Annotated in this window: 19 protein-coding genes and 2 pseudogenes; 13 read left to right on the forward strand and 8 right to left on the reverse strand. The window is 37.1% G+C overall.

Features of this window, described 5'->3' with window-relative positions:
* Window positions 1-91 precede the first annotated feature (91 nt).
* The 4 genes and pseudogenes from lepA to CVFO_RS09115 all read left to right on the forward strand — a co-directional run bounded on the left by lepA (window position 92) and on the right by CVFO_RS09115 (window position 2,465).
* Window positions 92-1,879, forward strand: a complete 1,788-nt coding sequence (gene lepA, locus CVFO_RS03125) for a translation elongation factor 4 (protein ID WP_201340390.1) — start codon at window positions 92-94, stop codon at window positions 1,877-1,879.
* Between the two features lie 91 nt (window positions 1,880-1,970).
* Window positions 1,971-2,192: pseudogene (locus CVFO_RS03130) on the forward strand (type II toxin-antitoxin system RelB/DinJ family antitoxin).
* 20 nt (window positions 2,193-2,212) lie between these two features.
* On the forward strand, window positions 2,213-2,374 hold the full coding sequence (locus CVFO_RS09110) for a type II toxin-antitoxin system mRNA interferase toxin, RelE/StbE family (RefSeq protein ID WP_281064412.1): 162 nt from the start codon (window positions 2,213-2,215) through the stop codon (window positions 2,372-2,374).
* Window positions 2,364-2,465, forward strand: coding sequence for a type II toxin-antitoxin system YafQ family toxin (locus tag CVFO_RS09115; RefSeq protein ID WP_281064413.1), 102 nt, complete (start codon window positions 2,364-2,366; stop codon window positions 2,463-2,465). Before CVFO_RS09110 ends, CVFO_RS09115 begins: the two co-directional genes overlap by 11 nt.
* 18 nt (window positions 2,466-2,483) lie before the next feature.
* Here CVFO_RS09115 and CVFO_RS03140 read toward each other — a convergent pair whose 3' ends face one another.
* Complete coding sequence (locus tag CVFO_RS03140; RefSeq protein WP_342591028.1) at window positions 2,484-3,203, reverse strand: cytochrome C assembly family protein; 720 nt, start codon at window positions 3,201-3,203, stop codon at window positions 2,484-2,486.
* 128 nt (window positions 3,204-3,331) lie between these two features.
* On the opposite strand from CVFO_RS03140, the gene ffh reads away from it, so the two are divergent.
* On the forward strand, window positions 3,332-4,735 hold the full coding sequence (ffh, locus tag CVFO_RS03145) for a signal recognition particle protein (RefSeq protein WP_201340148.1): 1,404 nt from the start codon (window positions 3,332-3,334) through the stop codon (window positions 4,733-4,735).
* Between the two features lie 6 nt (window positions 4,736-4,741).
* Here the strand turns inward: ffh and CVFO_RS03150 are convergent.
* The 5 genes and pseudogenes from CVFO_RS03150 to CVFO_RS03170 form a co-directional block, all read right to left on the reverse strand.
* A pseudogene (locus tag CVFO_RS03150) lies at window positions 4,742-5,516 on the reverse strand (PhzF family protein).
* A 16-nt stretch (window positions 5,517-5,532) separates the two neighbouring features.
* Entirely contained in the window at window positions 5,533-6,828 is a 1,296-nt protein-coding gene (gene hisD, locus CVFO_RS03155; RefSeq protein ID WP_201340149.1) for a histidinol dehydrogenase, read from the reverse strand.
* Window positions 6,825-7,442, reverse strand: a complete 618-nt coding sequence (hisG, locus tag CVFO_RS03160; protein ID WP_201340150.1) for an ATP phosphoribosyltransferase — start codon at window positions 7,440-7,442, stop codon at window positions 6,825-6,827. Before hisG ends, hisD begins: the two co-directional genes overlap by 4 nt.
* Window positions 7,443-7,448: 6 nt before the next feature.
* The gene (murA, locus tag CVFO_RS03165; RefSeq protein WP_201340151.1) at window positions 7,449-8,708 is read right to left on the reverse strand and encodes a UDP-N-acetylglucosamine 1-carboxyvinyltransferase; all 1,260 of its coding nucleotides are present in this window, start codon (window positions 8,706-8,708) and stop codon (window positions 7,449-7,451) included.
* Window positions 8,708-9,292, reverse strand: coding sequence for an MlaC/ttg2D family ABC transporter substrate-binding protein (locus tag CVFO_RS03170; RefSeq protein WP_225879308.1), 585 nt, complete (start codon window positions 9,290-9,292; stop codon window positions 8,708-8,710). The genes murA and CVFO_RS03170 overlap by 1 nt, the downstream gene beginning before the upstream one ends.
* A 128-nt stretch (window positions 9,293-9,420) precedes the next feature.
* On the opposite strand from CVFO_RS03170, the gene uvrC reads away from it, so the two are divergent.
* Both uvrC and CVFO_RS03180 read left to right on the forward strand, forming a co-directional pair.
* Window positions 9,421-11,205, forward strand: a complete 1,785-nt coding sequence (gene uvrC / locus CVFO_RS03175; RefSeq protein WP_201340153.1) for an excinuclease ABC subunit UvrC — start codon at window positions 9,421-9,423, stop codon at window positions 11,203-11,205.
* A 1-nt stretch (window position 11,206) separates the two neighbouring features.
* A complete protein-coding gene (locus CVFO_RS03180) occupies window positions 11,207-11,383 on the forward strand; it encodes a hypothetical protein (RefSeq protein ID WP_201340154.1) in 177 nt (58 codons plus the stop codon).
* A 130-nt stretch (window positions 11,384-11,513) separates the two neighbouring features.
* Here the strand turns inward: CVFO_RS03180 and CVFO_RS03185 are convergent, their stop codons facing one another.
* Window positions 11,514-12,134 carry a hypothetical protein gene (locus CVFO_RS03185; RefSeq protein WP_201340155.1) on the reverse strand — a complete coding sequence of 207 codons (621 nt, stop codon included), beginning with the start codon at window positions 12,132-12,134 and terminating at the stop codon, window positions 11,514-11,516.
* On the reverse strand, window positions 12,131-13,978 hold the full coding sequence (locus CVFO_RS03190) for an ATP-binding cassette domain-containing protein (RefSeq protein ID WP_201340156.1): 1,848 nt from the start codon (window positions 13,976-13,978) through the stop codon (window positions 12,131-12,133). Before CVFO_RS03190 ends, CVFO_RS03185 begins: the two co-directional genes overlap by 4 nt.
* On the opposite strand from CVFO_RS03190, the gene CVFO_RS03195 reads away from it, so the two are divergent.
* The 6 genes from CVFO_RS03195 (at window position 13,972) to cmk (ending at window position 18,038) form a co-directional block, all read left to right on the forward strand.
* Window positions 13,972-14,451: a cytochrome c-type biogenesis protein gene (locus tag CVFO_RS03195; RefSeq protein WP_225879309.1), complete on the forward strand. Its 480-nt coding sequence runs from the start codon at window positions 13,972-13,974 to the stop codon at window positions 14,449-14,451. The two genes, CVFO_RS03190 and CVFO_RS03195, sit on opposite strands and share 7 nt — an antisense overlap.
* Window positions 14,448-14,861, forward strand: coding sequence for a secondary thiamine-phosphate synthase enzyme YjbQ (locus tag CVFO_RS03200; protein WP_201340157.1), 414 nt, complete (start codon window positions 14,448-14,450; stop codon window positions 14,859-14,861). The genes CVFO_RS03195 and CVFO_RS03200 overlap by 4 nt, the downstream gene beginning before the upstream one ends.
* Complete coding sequence (locus CVFO_RS03205) at window positions 14,858-15,520, forward strand: tetratricopeptide repeat protein (RefSeq protein WP_201340158.1); 663 nt, start codon at window positions 14,858-14,860, stop codon at window positions 15,518-15,520. The genes CVFO_RS03200 and CVFO_RS03205 overlap by 4 nt, the downstream gene beginning before the upstream one ends.
* Before the next feature lie 8 nt (window positions 15,521-15,528).
* Complete coding sequence (gene lysS / locus CVFO_RS03210) at window positions 15,529-17,022, forward strand: lysine--tRNA ligase (protein WP_201340159.1); 1,494 nt, start codon at window positions 15,529-15,531, stop codon at window positions 17,020-17,022.
* Between the two features lie 86 nt (window positions 17,023-17,108).
* Complete coding sequence (locus CVFO_RS03215; protein ID WP_225879310.1) at window positions 17,109-17,297, forward strand: hypothetical protein; 189 nt, start codon at window positions 17,109-17,111, stop codon at window positions 17,295-17,297.
* 63 nt (window positions 17,298-17,360) lie between these two features.
* The gene (cmk, locus tag CVFO_RS03220; RefSeq protein ID WP_201340160.1) at window positions 17,361-18,038 is read left to right on the forward strand and encodes a (d)CMP kinase; all 678 of its coding nucleotides are present in this window, start codon (window positions 17,361-17,363) and stop codon (window positions 18,036-18,038) included.
* The last annotated feature ends 32 nt before the right edge of the window (window positions 18,039-18,070 follow it).

The following is an 18,070-nucleotide window of genomic DNA, read 5'->3' on the forward strand; positions in this document are numbered from 1 at the left end:
CCCTTAGCTCTGCTAGGTGTAGATTTAAAAAATTCCCAAGTTGATGAAAGATGGTGTTTTGTTAATCATCCCTATTTATGCAAAGGTCTCTATGAAAAACATTCGTAATTTTTCAATTATTGCTCATATTGACCACGGTAAATCAACCATTGCTGATCGCTTTATTCAGTTTTGCGGTGGTTTGAGTGATCGGGAAATGTCAGCGCAAGTACTGGATTCTATGGACATTGAAAAAGAGCGTGGTATTACCATTAAATCTCAAAGTGTTACGCTTGATTATCAGGCTAAAAATGGTGAAACTTATCAGCTGAATTTTATTGACACACCGGGTCATGTGGATTTTTCTTATGAAGTATCTCGCTCGCTTTCTGCTTGCGAGGGCGCATTACTTATTGTTGATGCATCGCAAGGGGTTGAGGCGCAAACGGTTGCAAATTGCTATACGGCACTAGACCAAGGCTTGGAAGTAGTGCCTGTACTTAATAAAATTGACTTACCAGCAGCAGACCCTGAGCGTGTGGTGGATGAAATTGAAGATGTGATTGGCGTTGAGGCGCATGATGCGGTTCATGCCAGTGCTAAATCAGGCATTGGCATTGAGGATATTTTAGAACAAATTGTAGAAAAAATCCCTGCCCCCAAGGGTAATATTGACGCGCCTATTAAAGCTTTAATCATTGATTCTTGGTTTGATAATTACCTAGGTGTGGTGTCTTTAATTCGTGTGATTGATGGCGAAATTAGAGCTAAAACAAAAATTAAGATTTTCTCAAATGGTGAAGAATATTTGGTAGATGGGGTGGGTGTGTTCACACCTAAGCGCAAAAAAACAGACAGTTTAAAAGCAGGAGAAGTTGGATTTTTAATTGCCAGTATTAAAAATATTGATGGTGCGCCAGTGGGAGATACCATTACAGGTGCTAAAAATTCTGCATCAGAACCTTTAGAAGGTTTTAAACCAGTACAACCTCGTGTATTTGCAGGTATTTTCCCTATTTCTGGTGAAGATTACGAGAAGTTTCGCGATGCCTTGGCAAAACTTCGCCTAAATGATGCGGCGTTACAATACGAGCCTGAAAATTCAGATGCACTAGGTTTTGGCTTTCGCATTGGGTTTTTAGGTTTATTGCACATGGAAATTGTTCAAGAGCGCTTGGAACGTGAATATGATCTTGATTTAATTACCACTGCACCGACTGTCATTTATGAAATTCTTGATACTAGAGGTACTATTCACAGGGTAGATAACCCCTCAAAAATGCCAGCCAATCAAAGCATTGCTGAATTTAGAGAGCCAATTATTACCGCAAATATCTTGGTGACTGATGAATACGTAGGTGCGGTCATTAGTTTGTGTGTTGAAAAACGTGGCGTGCAAAAAAACATCACTTATATGGGTAGGCAAGTGTCCCTTCTTTATGAATTGCCACTCAATGAGGTTGTGCTTGATTTTTTTGACCGATTAAAATCTGTATCACGTGGCTTTGCCTCCATGGATTATCATTTTGAGCGCTATCAAGAATCTGATTTAATTCGCCTAGATATCATAATAAACCAAGAGCCAGTAGATGCGCTAGCGCTTATTATTCACCGAGACGGTTCTGTGCGCAAAGGGCGCGAGTTGGCCGAAAAGATGAAGGAGCTTATTCCACGGCAAATGTTTGATGTTACCATTCAAGCTTGTATTGGTTCTAAAATTATTTCACGCTCAAATGTAAAAGCCCTCAGAAAAAATGTGACTGCTAAATGCTATGGTGGCGACGTTTCTCGTAAACGAAAACTACTTGATAAACAAAAGAAAGGCAAAAAACGTATGCGCAGTGTGGGCAGGGTAGACATTCCTCAGGAAGCTTTTTTAGCAGTGTTACATATTGATTGATAATATCACTTGCTGTTTTTTACAATAGTTTACAAAAAGATATACAATAGTATTATACTTGCTATTATTTTGTAACTAACTAGGTGTTGTTATGACGACTTTACTCAGTACAAGAATTGACAATGATACAAAAATCAAACTTGTGAACAAATCGGGCTTAACCCTTCTCAAGCCATTAAATTATTCGCAATGGCGGTTATTAATTCTGGCTCAATCCCATTTAAATTAACTGCCAAACAAACAGCCGAACCAAGAAACTATAAAAGCCATGCAAGAATTAGAAAATGGTAATGGCGTTAAAGCATTATTTTAAGAGCTTGATGCTGAGATGTAATGCTTGAAATTGTTTATTCAATGCAATTTAAAAAGGATTTTAAAAAAGTTAGGAAATTACTACTACCTGATTTAAAGGCTGTTTTTGAAGTGATTCAAACTTTAGAAAAGCAACAAAGGTTACAGGAAAAATACAAAGACCATTGTCTTAGTGGTCATTAATATTGATTTTCGAGAATGTCATATCAAACCTGATTTGTTACTTATTTATCAAACTAGTTCTGCTGAGCTTAAACTTATTAAGAACTGGTAGTCACAACAGCGAATTATTCTAACTTAAAAGCCTTTCTAACACGAATTTAGAGCCAAAATAAGCAATAACTAAAAGCCCAAAGCCGATTTGTGTGGCGCTGATGGCTTGCTTTCCACGCCAGCCAAAGGCTTTTCTGCCAAACACAAGTGTGGCAAAAATAATCCATGCGATGATTGAAAGGGTGGTTTTATGTATCAGGTGCTGGGCAAATATATCTTGTATAAAAATAAAGCCAGAAAGTAGTGACAAAGTTAATAAATAAAAACCAATTCTAAGGCTTTGAAATAGCAACGACTCCATGGTTTGTAGTGCTGGCAGTTTGTTAATAAAGCCATTAACCTTTCTTGCGTGCAAGTGTTTTTCTTGGATTTTTAACAATACAGATTGGCACACTGCTAAAGCCAATAGGGCATAGGCAGTTATTGATAAGAATACGTGTGAAGCAATGCTCAGTGGAATAATTTTGTTTGTTGTATCTGGAAAAGTGATACTAAAGACTAGGGTGAATGCTACTAATGGATAAACCAAGATGCCTAATGCGTGCACAGGTTTGGATAATGAGGATAAAAACAATAAAACAGCAATCAGCCAAGCAACAAATGAAGCACTATTTGCCAAACCAAAAACAATGCCTTCGTCACTCCAAAAGTGACTAAAGGTGAGTGCTTGTGCAATCATGGCAAAACTAACCAATAAAAAAATGGTTTTTTGATGCTGGTGCTGTGTTTCATTTTTCACAAAATAACGCATTAGTAGAAGGGCTGCAGCCAAATATAAAGCTATTGCAAAGTAAGATAAAAGCATAATCAACTTTTGAATTAATACAAAGTACTATAATACGATACTTTAGTTATATTTATTTAAAAATGTTTGATAATTTAACCGAGCGTCTACAAAATAGTTTTAAAACCTTACAGGGAAAAAATAAACTATCTGAATCCAATATTAAAGAGGCAATTCGTGAAGTGCGCCGTGCACTGCTTGAGGCTGATGTTGCACTTGAGGTCATTAAAGTGTTTTTGGACCAAGTTCAAACTAAGGCATTAGGGCTTAAAGTTGGACAAGGGTTAACGCCATCACAAGCGTTTATTAAACTGGTTGAAACTGAATTAACTGGGATTATTGGCGGAGAAACTGCATCGCTTGATTTAAAAACCCAGCCGCCAGTTGTTATTATGGTGGCAGGTTTGCAAGGTGCGGGTAAAACCACCTCAATTGCCAAGCTTGCGCTTTATTTAAAACAGCGTGAAAACAAAAAAGTATTAATGGTTAGTGCTGATGTTTATCGTCCTGCTGCCATTGAGCAATTAGAAGTGTTGGCCAGGCAAGTTGAGGTGGATTTTTTCCCATCAACAATCGGTGACAAGCCTTCAGATATTGTAGCTAGCGCTAAAAAGCACGCACAAAAACAGTTTTTTGATGTTTTATTGGTTGATACTGCAGGTCGTTTGCATATAGATGAGCAAATGATGGATGAAATTAAAACCTTGCAGAAGAAAGTAAATCCGATTGAAACCTTGTTTGTGGTTGATTCTATGACGGGTCAGGACGCGGCGCATACTGCCAAAGCGTTTGCTGATGCATTGCCATTAACAGGGATCATTCTTACCAAAACTGATGGCGATGCTAGAGGTGGTGCGGCATTGTCTGTGCGTCATATTACGGGCAAGCCGATTAAGTTTTTAGGTGTTGGTGAGAAAATTGACGCCTTAGAGCCGTTTCATCCAGAGCGTGTGGTTTCAAGACTTTTGGGTATGGGCGATGTGCTCTCGCTGGTAGAAGAAATTTCACGCAAGGTTGATCATAAAAAAGCACAAAAGTCTGCCAAAAAAATGGCCAAAGGTCAATTTGATTTATCCGATATGCGTGACCAATTTTTGCAAATGGAGCAAATGGGTGGTATGGAAGCATTGATGGAAAAACTGCCGGGCATGGGTCAAGTTCCACAAAATGTTAAAAACCAAATGATGGGCGGGGCTGAAACCAAGAAAATGGTCGCCATCATTAATTCTATGACACCTAAAGAGCGTAACCATATTAAGCTCATTAAAGGCTCGCGTAAGGCACGTATTGCTAATGGCTCTGGTACCAACGTTCAAGCGGTTAACAAACTCATCAAGCAGTTTGAAAAAATGCAAAAACAAATGAAAAAAATGGGTGGCGAGAAAATGCAAAAAATGATGGCTAAAATGGCAGGTGCTGAGGGTATGCCTGATTTTTCTAAGATGAAATTGCCTAATATGGGTGGCGGTAATAAGTTTCCTTTTTAAGGATTGCTAGATTTCAATAGTACCTGTCATGTATTTTATGGCTTTGCCAGAGATTTTTACTCTTTGACCTAGATGCTGACATCTAACCTTACCACCTCGTTTTGAAAGCTGTTTTGCAACTAGGTTGTTTTTGTTAAGTTGTTTTGACCAATATGGGATAACTTGGGTGAATGCAGAGCCTGTAACAGGGTCTTCATTAATGCCATATTTTGGCGCAAAACATCGGATAACAAAGTCAAAATCACATCCTTTTGCTGTGATAATAACCCCTCTTAAATCCAATTGACTTAATAAGGACATATCAGGTTTTGCATTTAGTATGCTTTGTTCATTATTCAAAAATAACAATATAGTCTTTAGATTTAAGACATGCAATAGGTGCTGTTGAAAATGTCTTTAGAATTTGTTTAGGTGTTGGAAATTGGGCTGGAAAATCCATTTCTAGCCATTCTTTATTTTTGACTACAGTTAGAAGTGCCACTTTTTGATGAAAATTGTATTTTATGTGGTTTATATTCAAGAATATTAAACAACACAAATGCAGCAGCAAGTGTGGCATGACCACATAAATCAACTTCACAAGTTGGGGTGAACCATCTAATTTTATAAGTTGATTCGCTTGGTACAAAAAACGCTGTTTCAGAGAGGTTGTTTTCACTTGCTATTGATTGCATGATATCATCAGGTAGCCATTTTTCAAGCGGGCAGACTGCCGCCCCAACAGGATTCCCTCAAATAGTTTGTTTGTAAAGGCATCAATTTGATAGATGGTTAATGCCATATTTTATGTTGATGAATTAGTGATTTATTCGATATTTAGCTGATTGAGCATGCGCCTGCAATCCCTCACCATCCGCCAAGATGGCAGCCACTTCGCCCAGTGTATTTGCACCTTGGTGTGATACCATAATCAAACTTGATTTTTTTTGAAAATCATACACACCCAAAGGGGACGAAAAACGTGCTGTACCTGATGTGGGTAGTACGTGATTTGGCCCTGCACAATAATCCCCTAATGATTCACAAGTGTAACGACCCATAAAAATTGCGCCTGCGTGTTTAATGCCATCTAACATGGCTTGTGGATCTTCAACAGACAACTCTAAATGTTCAGGTGCAATTTGGTTAGATAAAGCAATGGCTTCATTCATATCTTTGGTGTGAATGAGTGCACCACGGTCTTTAAGTGCGGTTTTAATGATGGCTTTTCTATCCATAGCAGGCAATAGCTTTTTAATGCTTGCTTCAACCTGGTTAATAAAGCCAGTGTCTGGGCATAGCAAGATTGATTGTGCGTCTTCATCGTGTTCTGCTTGAGAAAATAAATCCATGGCAATCCAGTCAGGATTGGTTTTTCCATCACAAATAATTAAAATCTCACTAGGACCAGCAATCATATCAATACCAACTTGGCCAAATACTGCACGCTTGGCTGTTGCCACATAAATATTACCAGGACCTACAATTTTATCTACTTTTAGTATGGTTTGTGTGCCATAGGCAAGGGCTGCTATTGCTTGTGCGCCACCCACTGTAAATACTTGAGTGATGCCTGCAATGTATGCAGCCGCTAATACCAATGGATTGCTGATGCCATTGGGCGTTGGTACAACCATAATCAAAGACTCTACACCAGCAACTTTAGCTGGAATAGCATTCATTAAAACAGAGGAAGGATAAGCTGCCTTGCCACCAGGAACATACAAACCGACGCGATCAAGTGGTGTGATTTTTTGTCCTAACATCGTGCCATCATCTTCTGTATAGGTCCAAGTGCTTTGCTTTTGCTTTTCGTGGTAAAGGCGTACGCGGTCTGCTGCTATGGTTAGTGCGGATTTTTGCTTTTCATTAAGAGTGTCAAATGCTTGTTTAAGCGCAGGCAGTTTAATGGTTAAATCTTTCATGCTAGAGACATTGACACCATCAAATTTATTTGTGTAATCAATTAAAGCGCGATCGCCACTATTACGAACATTAGTAATAATATCATCAACCGTTTGGGCAACCTCTTTGTTAGAAACCTTATCCCATGCAAGCAATGAAGCAAGTTTTTCTTGAAAATCAGATTGTGTAGAGGTTAATTTAGTAATCACAAGTTGTGCCTAATATTTTCAATCCAAGACTTAATTTGTGTATTTTTGGTTTTAAATGAGGCGGTATTTACTATCAAGCGCGAGCTAATTTCTTCAATGTGCTCAAGCGGAATAAGGCCATTGGCTTTTAAGGTATTGCCAGTATCGACCAAGTCAACAATACAGTGCGCTAAGCCAACCTTAGGTGCTAATTCCATTGCACCATAAAGTTTGATTATTTCACAAGACTGACCTTTGTTTTTAAAATAACGTTTGGCTGAATTGACATATTTAGTGGCTATTTTAAGTGTGTTCTGCTTAAGTTTATCTTTTGACTCGGCAGCCACCATCAATTTGCATTTAGCAATGCCTAAATCCAGTACTTCGAATAAATTATTAGCGCCATGCTCAAGTAAGACGTCTTTACCAGCAATACCCATATCGGCAGCACCGTGTTGTACAAATACAGGCACGTCAGTTGCGCGAATGATAATAACCTGAACGTCAGCAAGATTGGTATCAAGAATTAATTTACGTGAATTTAGTTCTTTTTTAGCAATAGTTAAGCCTGATTTTTCAAGTAAAGGCAGTGTTTGTTCTAAAATTCTACCTTTGGATAATGCAATCGTTAGCATAAGTTTTTAATCCTGTACGCGTTCAATTTGAGCGCCTAATAGTTTTAATTTTTCCTCAATGGTTTCATAGCCGCGATCTAGGTGATAAACACGTTCAATCGTTGTGGTACCTGTTGCTGCTAGTCCTGCCAATACTAAGGATGCTGAAGCTCTCAAGTCAGTTGCCATTAAATGTGCACCCGTCAAAGATTTTACTCCTTTGCAAACAACGGTGTTGCCTTCTAAAGCGAGGCTTGCGCCCATGCGTGATAATTCAGGAACGTGCATAAACCTATTTTCAAAAATGGTTTCAGTAATGGTGCTATGTCCATCAGAAATGGCGTTGAGCGCTGTAAATTGTGCTTGCATGTCTGTGGGGAAGTTTGGATAGGTGCTGGTTTTGATATTAACAGCTTTAGGTCGTTTTCCTTGCATATCAAGTGTGATTGAATTTTTTTCAGTTTTAATATCTGCACCGGTTTCAAGTAATTTTGCAAGAATGGCGCGCATTGATTGATAACGCACATTTTTAATAGTAATTTTACCACCTGTGATGGCCGCAGCAACAAGATAAGTGCCTGCTTCAATCCGATCAGGACAAACTGCATAAGTCACGCCTGATAATTCATCAACCCCTTCAATGGTGATAATTGATGTGCCAGCACCAGAAATTTTAGCACCCATTTTAATTAAGCAATTAACCAAATCTACAATTTCAGGCTCTTGTGCGGCATTATAAATGGTAGTTGTGCCTGTTGCCAAGGTTGCTGCCATGATGATGTTTTCAGTGGCAGTCACTGAAATTTGGTCAAAATGTATTTCAGTGCCAATGAGTTTTTTAGCTGTGGCGTAAATATAGCCGTTTTCAACCTTAATAAAAGCACCCAAATCTTCTAATGCCTTTAAGTGTAAATTAACAGGGCGTGAGCCAATTGCACAGCCACCAGGTAGGGATATTTTTGCTTGACCATATTTAGCGAGCATTGGTCCGAGTGCTAAAATTGAGGCACGCATGGTTTTAACCAAATTATACTGAGCAACCAAGTTGGTTAACTTTGAGCTATCTACAAACAAAGAATTGTCTGATTCTAGTATAAATTCTGCACCCATGTCCATTAACAACCTAAGTGTGGTTGAAACATCGCTTAAATGTGGTGTATTGGTTAAAGTAATGGGGCCATTGGCCAATATTGAGGCAAATAAAATGGGTAAAGATGAGTTTTTTGACCCTGCAGCTTTAACATGGCCGTTTAGAGCAATACCACCATTAATAATAAGCTTATACATTATTTAGACAATCTTTCAAGTTTCTTTTTTGACTTTAAAATCAAGCTATCAATGCCCTTACGTCTAATATATGAGTTAAATTGGGCGCGATAATTTTTAACAATACTGACGCCAGAAAACACGATGTCGTATACATACCAAGTGTTAAGACGTATCATTTTTAGAGAAATAATACTGGGCTTTGGGTCATCGTTAATGCTAATAACTAATCTTACAATAGCTTTATCACCTTTACGCTTAACGTCAGGATCTACTGAGATGTGAACGCTGTCAAGTTTGTCATAACTGGATAAAATCCCCACATAATCTTGAATTAAAGATTCTGAAATATAGTATTGAAAGAACTGTTTTTGTTGGATGTTCAGGCCATCCCAATGCTTGCTTAATGCAATTTTAGTGGATACGCCTATGGCGATATTAGGTAGAAGCTTTAGTCGAACCAAGGCTTCAATATTTTGCTTAGTGGCTTTTTTTTGTTTTTTTAATTCTTTTAAAGAGTTTAAGGCACTAACCATAATATTAAGTGCAGCTGAATTAGGCGGGTCAATAATATCCACAATCGCTTGATGAGTTGCATTTGGCATTTTGTCTATTGCTAAAGCAGAGTTTATAGGCAAAATAGATAATATAATGAGTAGTATTTTAATCACAATTTTTAAAAAAAGAAATCAAATTAAATCAAATTTTACCTTTGTAAGTGTTTTTTGTATAGATGCTAATTAAAGAAAAGCTAAAGAATTTAACCACCCATCCTGGCGTTTATCAAATGTTTGATAAACAAGACCGGGTGATTTATGTGGGCAAGGCTAAAAATCTAAAAAATAGAGTGTCAAGCTACTTTGTTAAAACACATGAGCAGAATAAGACCAGAGTTTTAGTTGCCAACATTAAAGATTTTAGAGTAATCGTTACTGCAACGGAAACTCAGGCTTTGTTATTAGAATCTGAACTGATTAAGCAACACATGCCAAGATATAACATCTTGTTAAAGGATTCAAAAAGTTATCCTTATATCTTTATTAGTCATGACAAGCATCCTAGAGTGGGTTTTTATCGAGGTAAAAAACATCAGAGTGCTCAATATTTCGGTCCCTATCCTTCGGCTCATGTGGTTAGGGATTCACTCAATTTACTTAAAAAAATCTTTAAAGTTAGGCAATGCAGTAATAGCACCTACCGATCACGCTCCAGACCTTGTTTAGAATATCAAATAGGACTATGTAGTGCACCTTGCGTTAGCAAAATTAGCGATGAAAATTATCAATCAGACGTGTTGATGATGTCTTTGTTTTTATCTGGTAAAGGCAGAGAAGCCCTAGAGAGAGTGTCAAAGAAAATGCAACTTGCCTCTCAAAATTTAGAGTTTGAATTGGCAGCGCGTTTACGCGACCAGTTGATTGATTTACGCACCATCCAAGAGCAACACACCTCAAGTGCTAGTAATGACTTAGATGTGGTTAGTATCGCCCAGCAAGATGGGGTAAGTGGTATTGAGGTGTTATTCATACGTTCTGGCAAGCAAATTGGACAAGTATTTATTTTGCCTAAAAACGCCAATAACCAAGACATTAAACAAGTTTTATCTTCTTTTTTGCCTTTATATTATTTGGGTAAAAACAACCCAAAACAAATATTAATTAGCCATAAGTTGAGCGATAAAAAAACAATTGCCTCAGCTTTAAATACGCACATTATTGATACACCAAATAAAGACAAAAAGCATTATCTTAATATTGCTAATTTAACCGCCAAGGAAAATCTTAATCAAAATTTATTATCAAGATTTAGAAAAAAATCAACACTTGTGCATTTGCAAGTTATTTTGGGATTAGGTAAATTGCCTAATTATATTGAATGCTTTGATATTAGCCATATGATGGGTGAGGCAACTGTTGCCTCGTGCGTGGTGTTTGAAAAAGGTATACTCAAAGTGAGTCAATATCGCCAGTTTGACATTAAAAATATTACCTCTGGTGATGATTATGCTGCAATGAACCAAGTTGTGTATCGGCGTTATTCTAAACTATTAAAAGATAAAAAGCCTTTACCAGACATTATCTTTATTGATGGCGGACTGGGGCAGCTCAATCAGGCTATTATGGTAATGAATTCAATCGGCGTGGATGATGTGCAATTGGTAGGTATTGCCAAGGGAGAGAATCGAAAAGCAGGGCTTGAAACTTTAATTATGGTTAAAGACGACAAGGTTAATAAAATCAGTCTACCACCTTACGACCCTGCGCTTATGCTGGTCAACCACATTCGAGACGAATCACACCGTTTTGCGATTAAAAATCATCGAAAAAAACGTGCTTCAAGACGTACAACTTCAATACTAGAATCCATTACAGGTGTAGGAAAATTACGCAGAATAGCGCTACTTAATTATTTTGGTGGTTTGCAAGAAGTTAAAAAAGCATCGATTCATGAAATTCGAAAAGTCAGTGGTATTAATTTAGTATTAGCGACTAAAATAGTTGAAAAACTAAAGGGTTAACATGTTTATTAGAATACTAATTATTGCTTTTGTTATTGGCTATTTTGTGTGGTGGATTAACAATCGTGTTTTGGGCAAAAATTTAAAAATAGCCAGAGTGATTGCTGCTACACTTGTAGTTACAAGCGTTGTCTACTTGCTTTTAGGTAGTTTGTCATATTTAATTGAAGGGGTTTAAAGATATAATAATTTGAATTTTTGTTATCTAAAAAAAGCAAATATTAAGTCGCTCAAATTGTTTTTTATTGGTAACATCCCAGCTTTTGGCATGACACTAAAAATAGTTATTCTTTAAAATGTTGCATTTTTTAATTTTTTTTTGATAAAACTAACGTATTAAGATGCCTAGTTTTATTAATCACTTTATTTGGCGCATTAACTAAAATTGACAAGTTGGATGCTTCCCAAACGGGTAAATCACGTAGATGGTCGCCCATGTAATCGAAACCCTTATCGCCAAAGCGTTCGATTAGTTTTTCTGCTTTATTATGTGAAGATAGATTAAAGTTTTTGTTGCTTGCCATAACATCATCAAATAAATCAATTTTTTTAACGGTTGTTTGTTGGCTATTGTGAGTAAAAAAATCAAAATCTTGCTGCTTATTTTTTGCCTGAGTTTTTTCTATTTTAAGATAGTTGCTAACGGCAAAAGCGTATAGCTTATGTGAAGCGGTAGCAAGGATGATTTTGTCACCTTGTTTTTTACGTTTTTTGATATAGTCAATAACGTCTTGATTGTAAGGCAAGGTACTGACATCAATAGAAAATCGCTTGGTTAATTGTTCTTTTAAATAGCCTTTTCCACGTAAGAACCAAAAAGGATAAATAAAAATAAGCAGTGGATTTTTTTTTAATGCACCCGTTGAAGACTCATACAATAAATCTGTATTAATTAATGTATGGTCCAAGTCAACGATGAGTGGTGTCATTCTAAGGCCTCCCATTTTTCATAATATCTTTCAAGGTCAGCCTCTAATCCGGCAAGTATGATTAAGGCATCTTGAGATTTTTCTTGTTGAAAAAACTCAGGGTCTGATAATTGTAATTGAATTTGGCTAATTTTTATTTCAATTTGCTCAATTTTTTTTGGCAAATCTTTAAGTATTTGCTGTTGTTTGTAACTTAATTTTTTAGTGTTTGCTGTTGGTTTTTTAGTTGTTTTAACTTTGGGCTTGTCTTCTTGCTGGTCTAATTTGTCTTGTTTTTGAATCAGATAATCATCATAACCACCAGCGTATTGATTGATAACGCCATCGCCATCCATAACGACTGTAGAACCAACAACATTATTTAAAAAAGTCCTATCATGTGAGATTAAAATTAAAGTACCTCTATAATCTACTAACATTTCTTCTAACAATTCAAGCGTTTCAACATCAAGGTCATTAGTTGGCTCATCAAGCACCAATAAATTGGCAGGTTGGGATAAGATTTTAGCCAACATGAGACAATTTTTTTCACCACCAGAAAACATTCTAATCGGTGCTATAGCTTGCTTTCCAGTAAATAAAAATTGACGCAGATAGCCAATAATGTGCCTACTCTTTCCACCAATATCAATACGCTCACGACCTCCAGAGACAAAATCCATGGCTTTCATGTTAGGGTCAAGATGCTCACGCATTTGATCAAAGTAGGCTAGTTGAATGGTTTTAGAGCGACGAATAGAGCCACTGTTGGGTTGTAACTCATCAAGTAAAAGCCTGATGAAGGTTGATTTTCCAGTGCCATTGCCGCCAATAATACCAATTTTCTCACCTTTGAGTATCAGCATAGAAAAATCTTTAATCAGAGTTAGACCAGCAATTTGGTAATTAATTTTTTTGACTTCAAATACCAGTTTGGAGGCGCGGTTTTCACCATCCAATGCGTGAATTTTAACTTGGCTTTTTTTTGCACGGCGATTTATGAACGATTCACGCATAGATTGCAAGGCGCGAACGCGCCCTTCGTTGCGAGTTCGTCTGGCTTTAATACCTTGCCTAATCCAAGTCTCTTCTTGTGCAAGTTTTTTATCAAATCGTGCGTTGGCAATTTCTTCGGCGTGCAGTTGTTCCCATTTGCGTTTGACATAATCAATATAACCACAATCAAATACTGATAAATTGCCACGATCAAGATCAAACACACGGTTAACAATGTCTTTAACAAATGAGCGATCATGACTAATAAGCACCAAAGTGCCATGATAATCTTTTAGCATACGCTCAAGGTCAAGGATGGCAGTAATATCCATGTGGTTAGTTGGCTCATCAAGCAATAACACATTTGGCTCTTGGATTAATGCTTGAGCTAGCATAACACGCCTTCTCCAACCACCAGAGAGTGTGGATAAAATTGTATCAGCATTGAGTGTAAAACGATTGAGTATGGCTTGAATTTTATGTAAATATGGCCAGCCATTTAATTGATCAATTTTCTCTTGTACCTCACTAGCCTGTTCTAGTTTTCCATCACTAATTAAATGCTGGTATTGTTTGAGAATAATGCCAATTTCCCCCAAACCTTCTGCCACAATGTCAAATAGATTTTTGTTATTATCTTGTGGTAGTGTTTGTTCTAAATAACTAATTTTGGTGCCTTTTTTAATTTTTAATTTGCCATCATCTGGTTCAATTGTACCGGCAAGAATGCGCATAAAAGTAGATTTCCCTTCACCATTTCTACCAATGAGTGCGATTTTATCGCCTTTATGAATGGTCGAACTTACCTTATTTAGGATGGGTTTGTCAGAAAAACTAAGAGAAATATTGTCAAGCGTAATCAATGGCATGGGTTAAAATTATTTTTTTTAAACAAAATTTTATTGTGCGCTATTTTATTCAATTTTTGTTACTATTAGAACTTATTAATCCTGCCTATGCTGAGAGTATTGAAGCTAAAAGCTTTGTTAATAATCAGCAACAACGTTATCAGACGTTAATTAACGAAATTCGCTGTCCAGTTTGTCAAGGTCAAAGCATTGGTGGCTCAAATGCAGGACTGGCTAAAGATTTACGTGAAAAAGTCAGAGAGTTAATATTAAATCAAAATACCGATGATGATATTCGTAAATTTATGACGGATCGATATGGTGATTTTATCGTGTTTAAACCGCCAGTTAACAAAAGCACTTATTTATTATGGTTTGCGCCTTTTGTATTTTTGGCTTTAGGCTTGTTCTTTTTAGTGCGCTCTTTGTCGGCTAAAAAGTCTAGTGTTAAAAGCACTGTGGACACAACCAAGGCTAAAGATTTATTAAAATGAGTCAGCAGCAATTATTTATTAAAACCCACCAACGTGGCGCTGTTGAAATTACACAAAAAGTGAATGATATTATTGTTATACAAGGTCATTTAGTTGAGTTATGCCATGTGTTTGTTGCTCACAGTTCAGCATCACTCATGATTACTGGCAGTGGCAGTGAAGATTCAGATATATTGTTGGATGTTGAAGATTATTTGCAAAAAATAGTGTTGGATGCAAACCCTAAATATCGACATAACAACGAAGATGATTTTGACATGTCAGGGCATATTCGCACAATTTTGACTGGTGAAGCTAAAACCGTTCCTATTATTGATAATAAATTGGGTTTGGGGCAATTTCAAGGGTTGTTTTTATACGAACATCGAGCCGGTGAAAATACCAGAAAATTGATTATAACGCTATCGTGAATAGAAAAACTGAACTAAGTGATTTAATCATTAAAGCTTATGCACATCAAAAAAATGGTGAATCATCAAGGGCAATTACAGTTTGGAATAGTTTGCTCAATCATCAAGCTACTGATAAAGATTTAAAAGCCAATGCGCATTTAAACTTAGGTCATTTGCATCAATTAGAAGGTAGTGATGAGCTGGCGATTCAGAGCATGTCAAGTGCTATTAAAGCCAATCTAAATAGTTCAGAGGCGTATTATTGCTTGGCTTATATGGCACAAGAAAAGCAATCTTTTGAAAAGGCTGTTGAATATTTTGAAAAGGCTTTGACACTTAATAATACTGACAGTGGTGCTTATAATAATTTAGGCAATTGTTATGACCAACTCAACCAAACAGTCAAGGCAATTAGTGCTTGTACACAAGCCATTGCCATTGACAATCAATACATTGCTGCCATTTATAATCGTGGTAATATTTATATGAAAACCAATGAGCGTCAATTGGCTTTAAAAGATTTAACTTTGGTACTTGAATTAGATTCAAATTTTTATCAAACCTATTATAATCGTGGCACTTTATTAGCCCAATTGGGGTGTTTGGAGCAATCCAAGCAAGATTTGACCAAAGCAAAGGCATTGGTACAAACAGAACTAGAACAAAAAACACATTAAGGGGCCTGGTGAGCGATCAAGATAACAACAAATTAATTTTTGAAAGAAAATCAAAATTAGCTTTATTAAGAGAGGCAGGCAATCCATTTGTTAATAATTTTAAGCCTGAAAATTTAGCGCAAGACATTATTCAAAAATTTGATGGTCTTTCTAAAGAAGCGTTGGTGCAAAAAAACGTGCAAGTATCTGTAGCAGGGCGGATGATGCTCAAGCGTGTGATGGGCAAAGCCAGCTTTGCACATGTACAGGACTCCAGTGGACAAATTCAGCTTTTTATCACTCGCGATGAGTTGCCCGAAAGTTTTTATAATGAGCAGTTTAAAAAATGGGATATTGGTGATATTATTGGTGCTACGGGTGTTTTATTCAAAACCAATGTAGGTGAATTGTCCATTCGTATTAGTAATATTAAGTTACTGACTAAGTCATTACGTCCACTGCCTGAAAAATTTCATGGCTTGAGTGACCAAGAAACTCGTTATCGTCAGCGTTATGTTGATTTAATTATGAATGAAAATTCGCGCAACACGTTTAAGCGTCGCAGTCAAATTGTAGGCTATATTCGCAATTTTTTTAATAAAAATGATTTTATTGAGGTAGAAACGCCTATGTTGCAAACCATTCCAGGCGGCGCAACAGCTAAACCATTTGAGACACATCATAATGCATTAGACATGCCCATGTATTTGCGTATTGCGCCTGAGCTTTATTTGAAGCGTTTGATTGTTGGCGGTATGGATAGGGTGTTTGAAATTAATCGTAATTTTAGAAACGAGGGGCTTTCCACGAGGCACAATCCTGAATTTACCATGATTGAGTTTTACCAAGCCTATGCCACGTATCATGATTTAATGGATTTAACAGAAAAATTATTCCGTGGTATTGCGCTTGATGTCTGCGGTAGCGCCAATATTCATTACCAAGATAATGATTTTGATTTTTCAAAGCCATTTGAACGTGTTAGTGTGTTTGATTCAATTTTGCAATACAACCCAAGCCTAACAGCAATCGATTTAAATCAGGACAACGCTAAAAAAACAGCAGAAAAATTAGGTATTCAAGTCAAAGAAAATTGGGGTTTGGGTAAAATTCAAATTGAAATTTTCGAAGTTACTGTTGAAGAAAAGCTCATTCAACCCGCTTTTATCACGCAGTATCCAACTGAAGTATCACCACTAGCACGGCGTAATGACGACAACCCATTTATTACCGATCGGTTTGAATTATTTATTGGTGGTCGTGAAATTGCCAATGGCTTTTCTGAGTTGAATGATGCTGAGGATCAGGTTGAACGTTTTAAAAAACAAGTTGAAGACAAAGACGCAGGTGATGATGAAGCCATGCACTATGATGCTGATTATATTCGCGCCCTAGAATATGGCATGCCACCCACGGCGGGCGAGGGCATCGGCATTGATAGATTGGTGATGCTATTTACCAATTCATCATCAATTCGTGATGTGCTTTTATTTCCACATATGCGCCCTGAGGTTGGTAAATGAAATGAGCCAATTGAAGAAGTGCTCTTGGAGTACGCCCCGAAGTAAAGTGAAAAATACCAATTATTTAGGTTTGTTGGCGTCAGTAAATGAATCAAGATTCTTACCAGTCCATGTTGGCAATCGTACAATCATTTCATGATAAGCATGATTTTAAAAACCATGGTGGTGAGGATTTGGCAGAAGAATCAGCAGACTTATTGATTTTACTGATAGGTACGGCAATTAGTGCTAATTTTGACCTTAATCAGGCCTTTGGAAAAAATGGAAAAACTTGATAAGCGCCAGTCAAAAATGGTTAATGTGAAAATCAGGGCGTCTGAATTTCGAGGTGTGGATAAATGAGTCAAAATATAATACCAGTTTTAACTATTGACGGCCTAAGTGGCGTAGGAAAAGGCACTGTGGCAAGAATTGTGGCACAAAAACAAAACTGGCATTTATTAGATTCTGGGGCAATTTATCGTGCTTTTGCTTTAGCGGTTGATGCCAGAGGGGTTGATATTACTAATGAAGAGGCTTTGGAGAAAGTTGCACAAACCCTTGGTTTAGAATTTAAAACCAAACCAGGTAATGAGCTTGTGAGTGTTTATCTTGATGGCAAAGATGTTTCTAAAATTTTACGCACAGAGAAAACAGGTGAGATGGCTTCAAAAATTGCCTCTATTGGCGTGGTTCGTGCTGCGCTTTTTAAGCGCCAAAAAGACTTTGCCAAAGCGCCAGGGTTGGTGGCAGATGGTAGGGATATGGGTACAACTGTTTTTCCTAATGCGTCATTTAAAGTATATTTAACTACAAGCGCTGACGAGCGAGCCAATAGGCGCTTAAAACAATTGCAAGCGCAAGGCAGTAAGGGTATAATTTCGCAAATCTTAGCAAAGGTGAAAGCAAGAGATGAGCGTGATAGTTCACGTAAACACTCTCCACTTAAACCTGCTAAAGATGCACTTATCATTGATACCACTGGGCTATCTATTGATGAGGTTATCACTCAGGTGGTAGCATTAATTGAGGCTTAAGCGGTTAAACCTCTTAAATAAATTAACCCGAT

Origin of the sequence: Isorropodon fossajaponicum endosymbiont JTNG4, from assembly GCF_016592615.1 — a bacterium.
In the GTDB taxonomy this organism is placed as follows: domain Bacteria; phylum Pseudomonadota; class Gammaproteobacteria; order PS1; family Pseudothioglobaceae; genus Ruthia.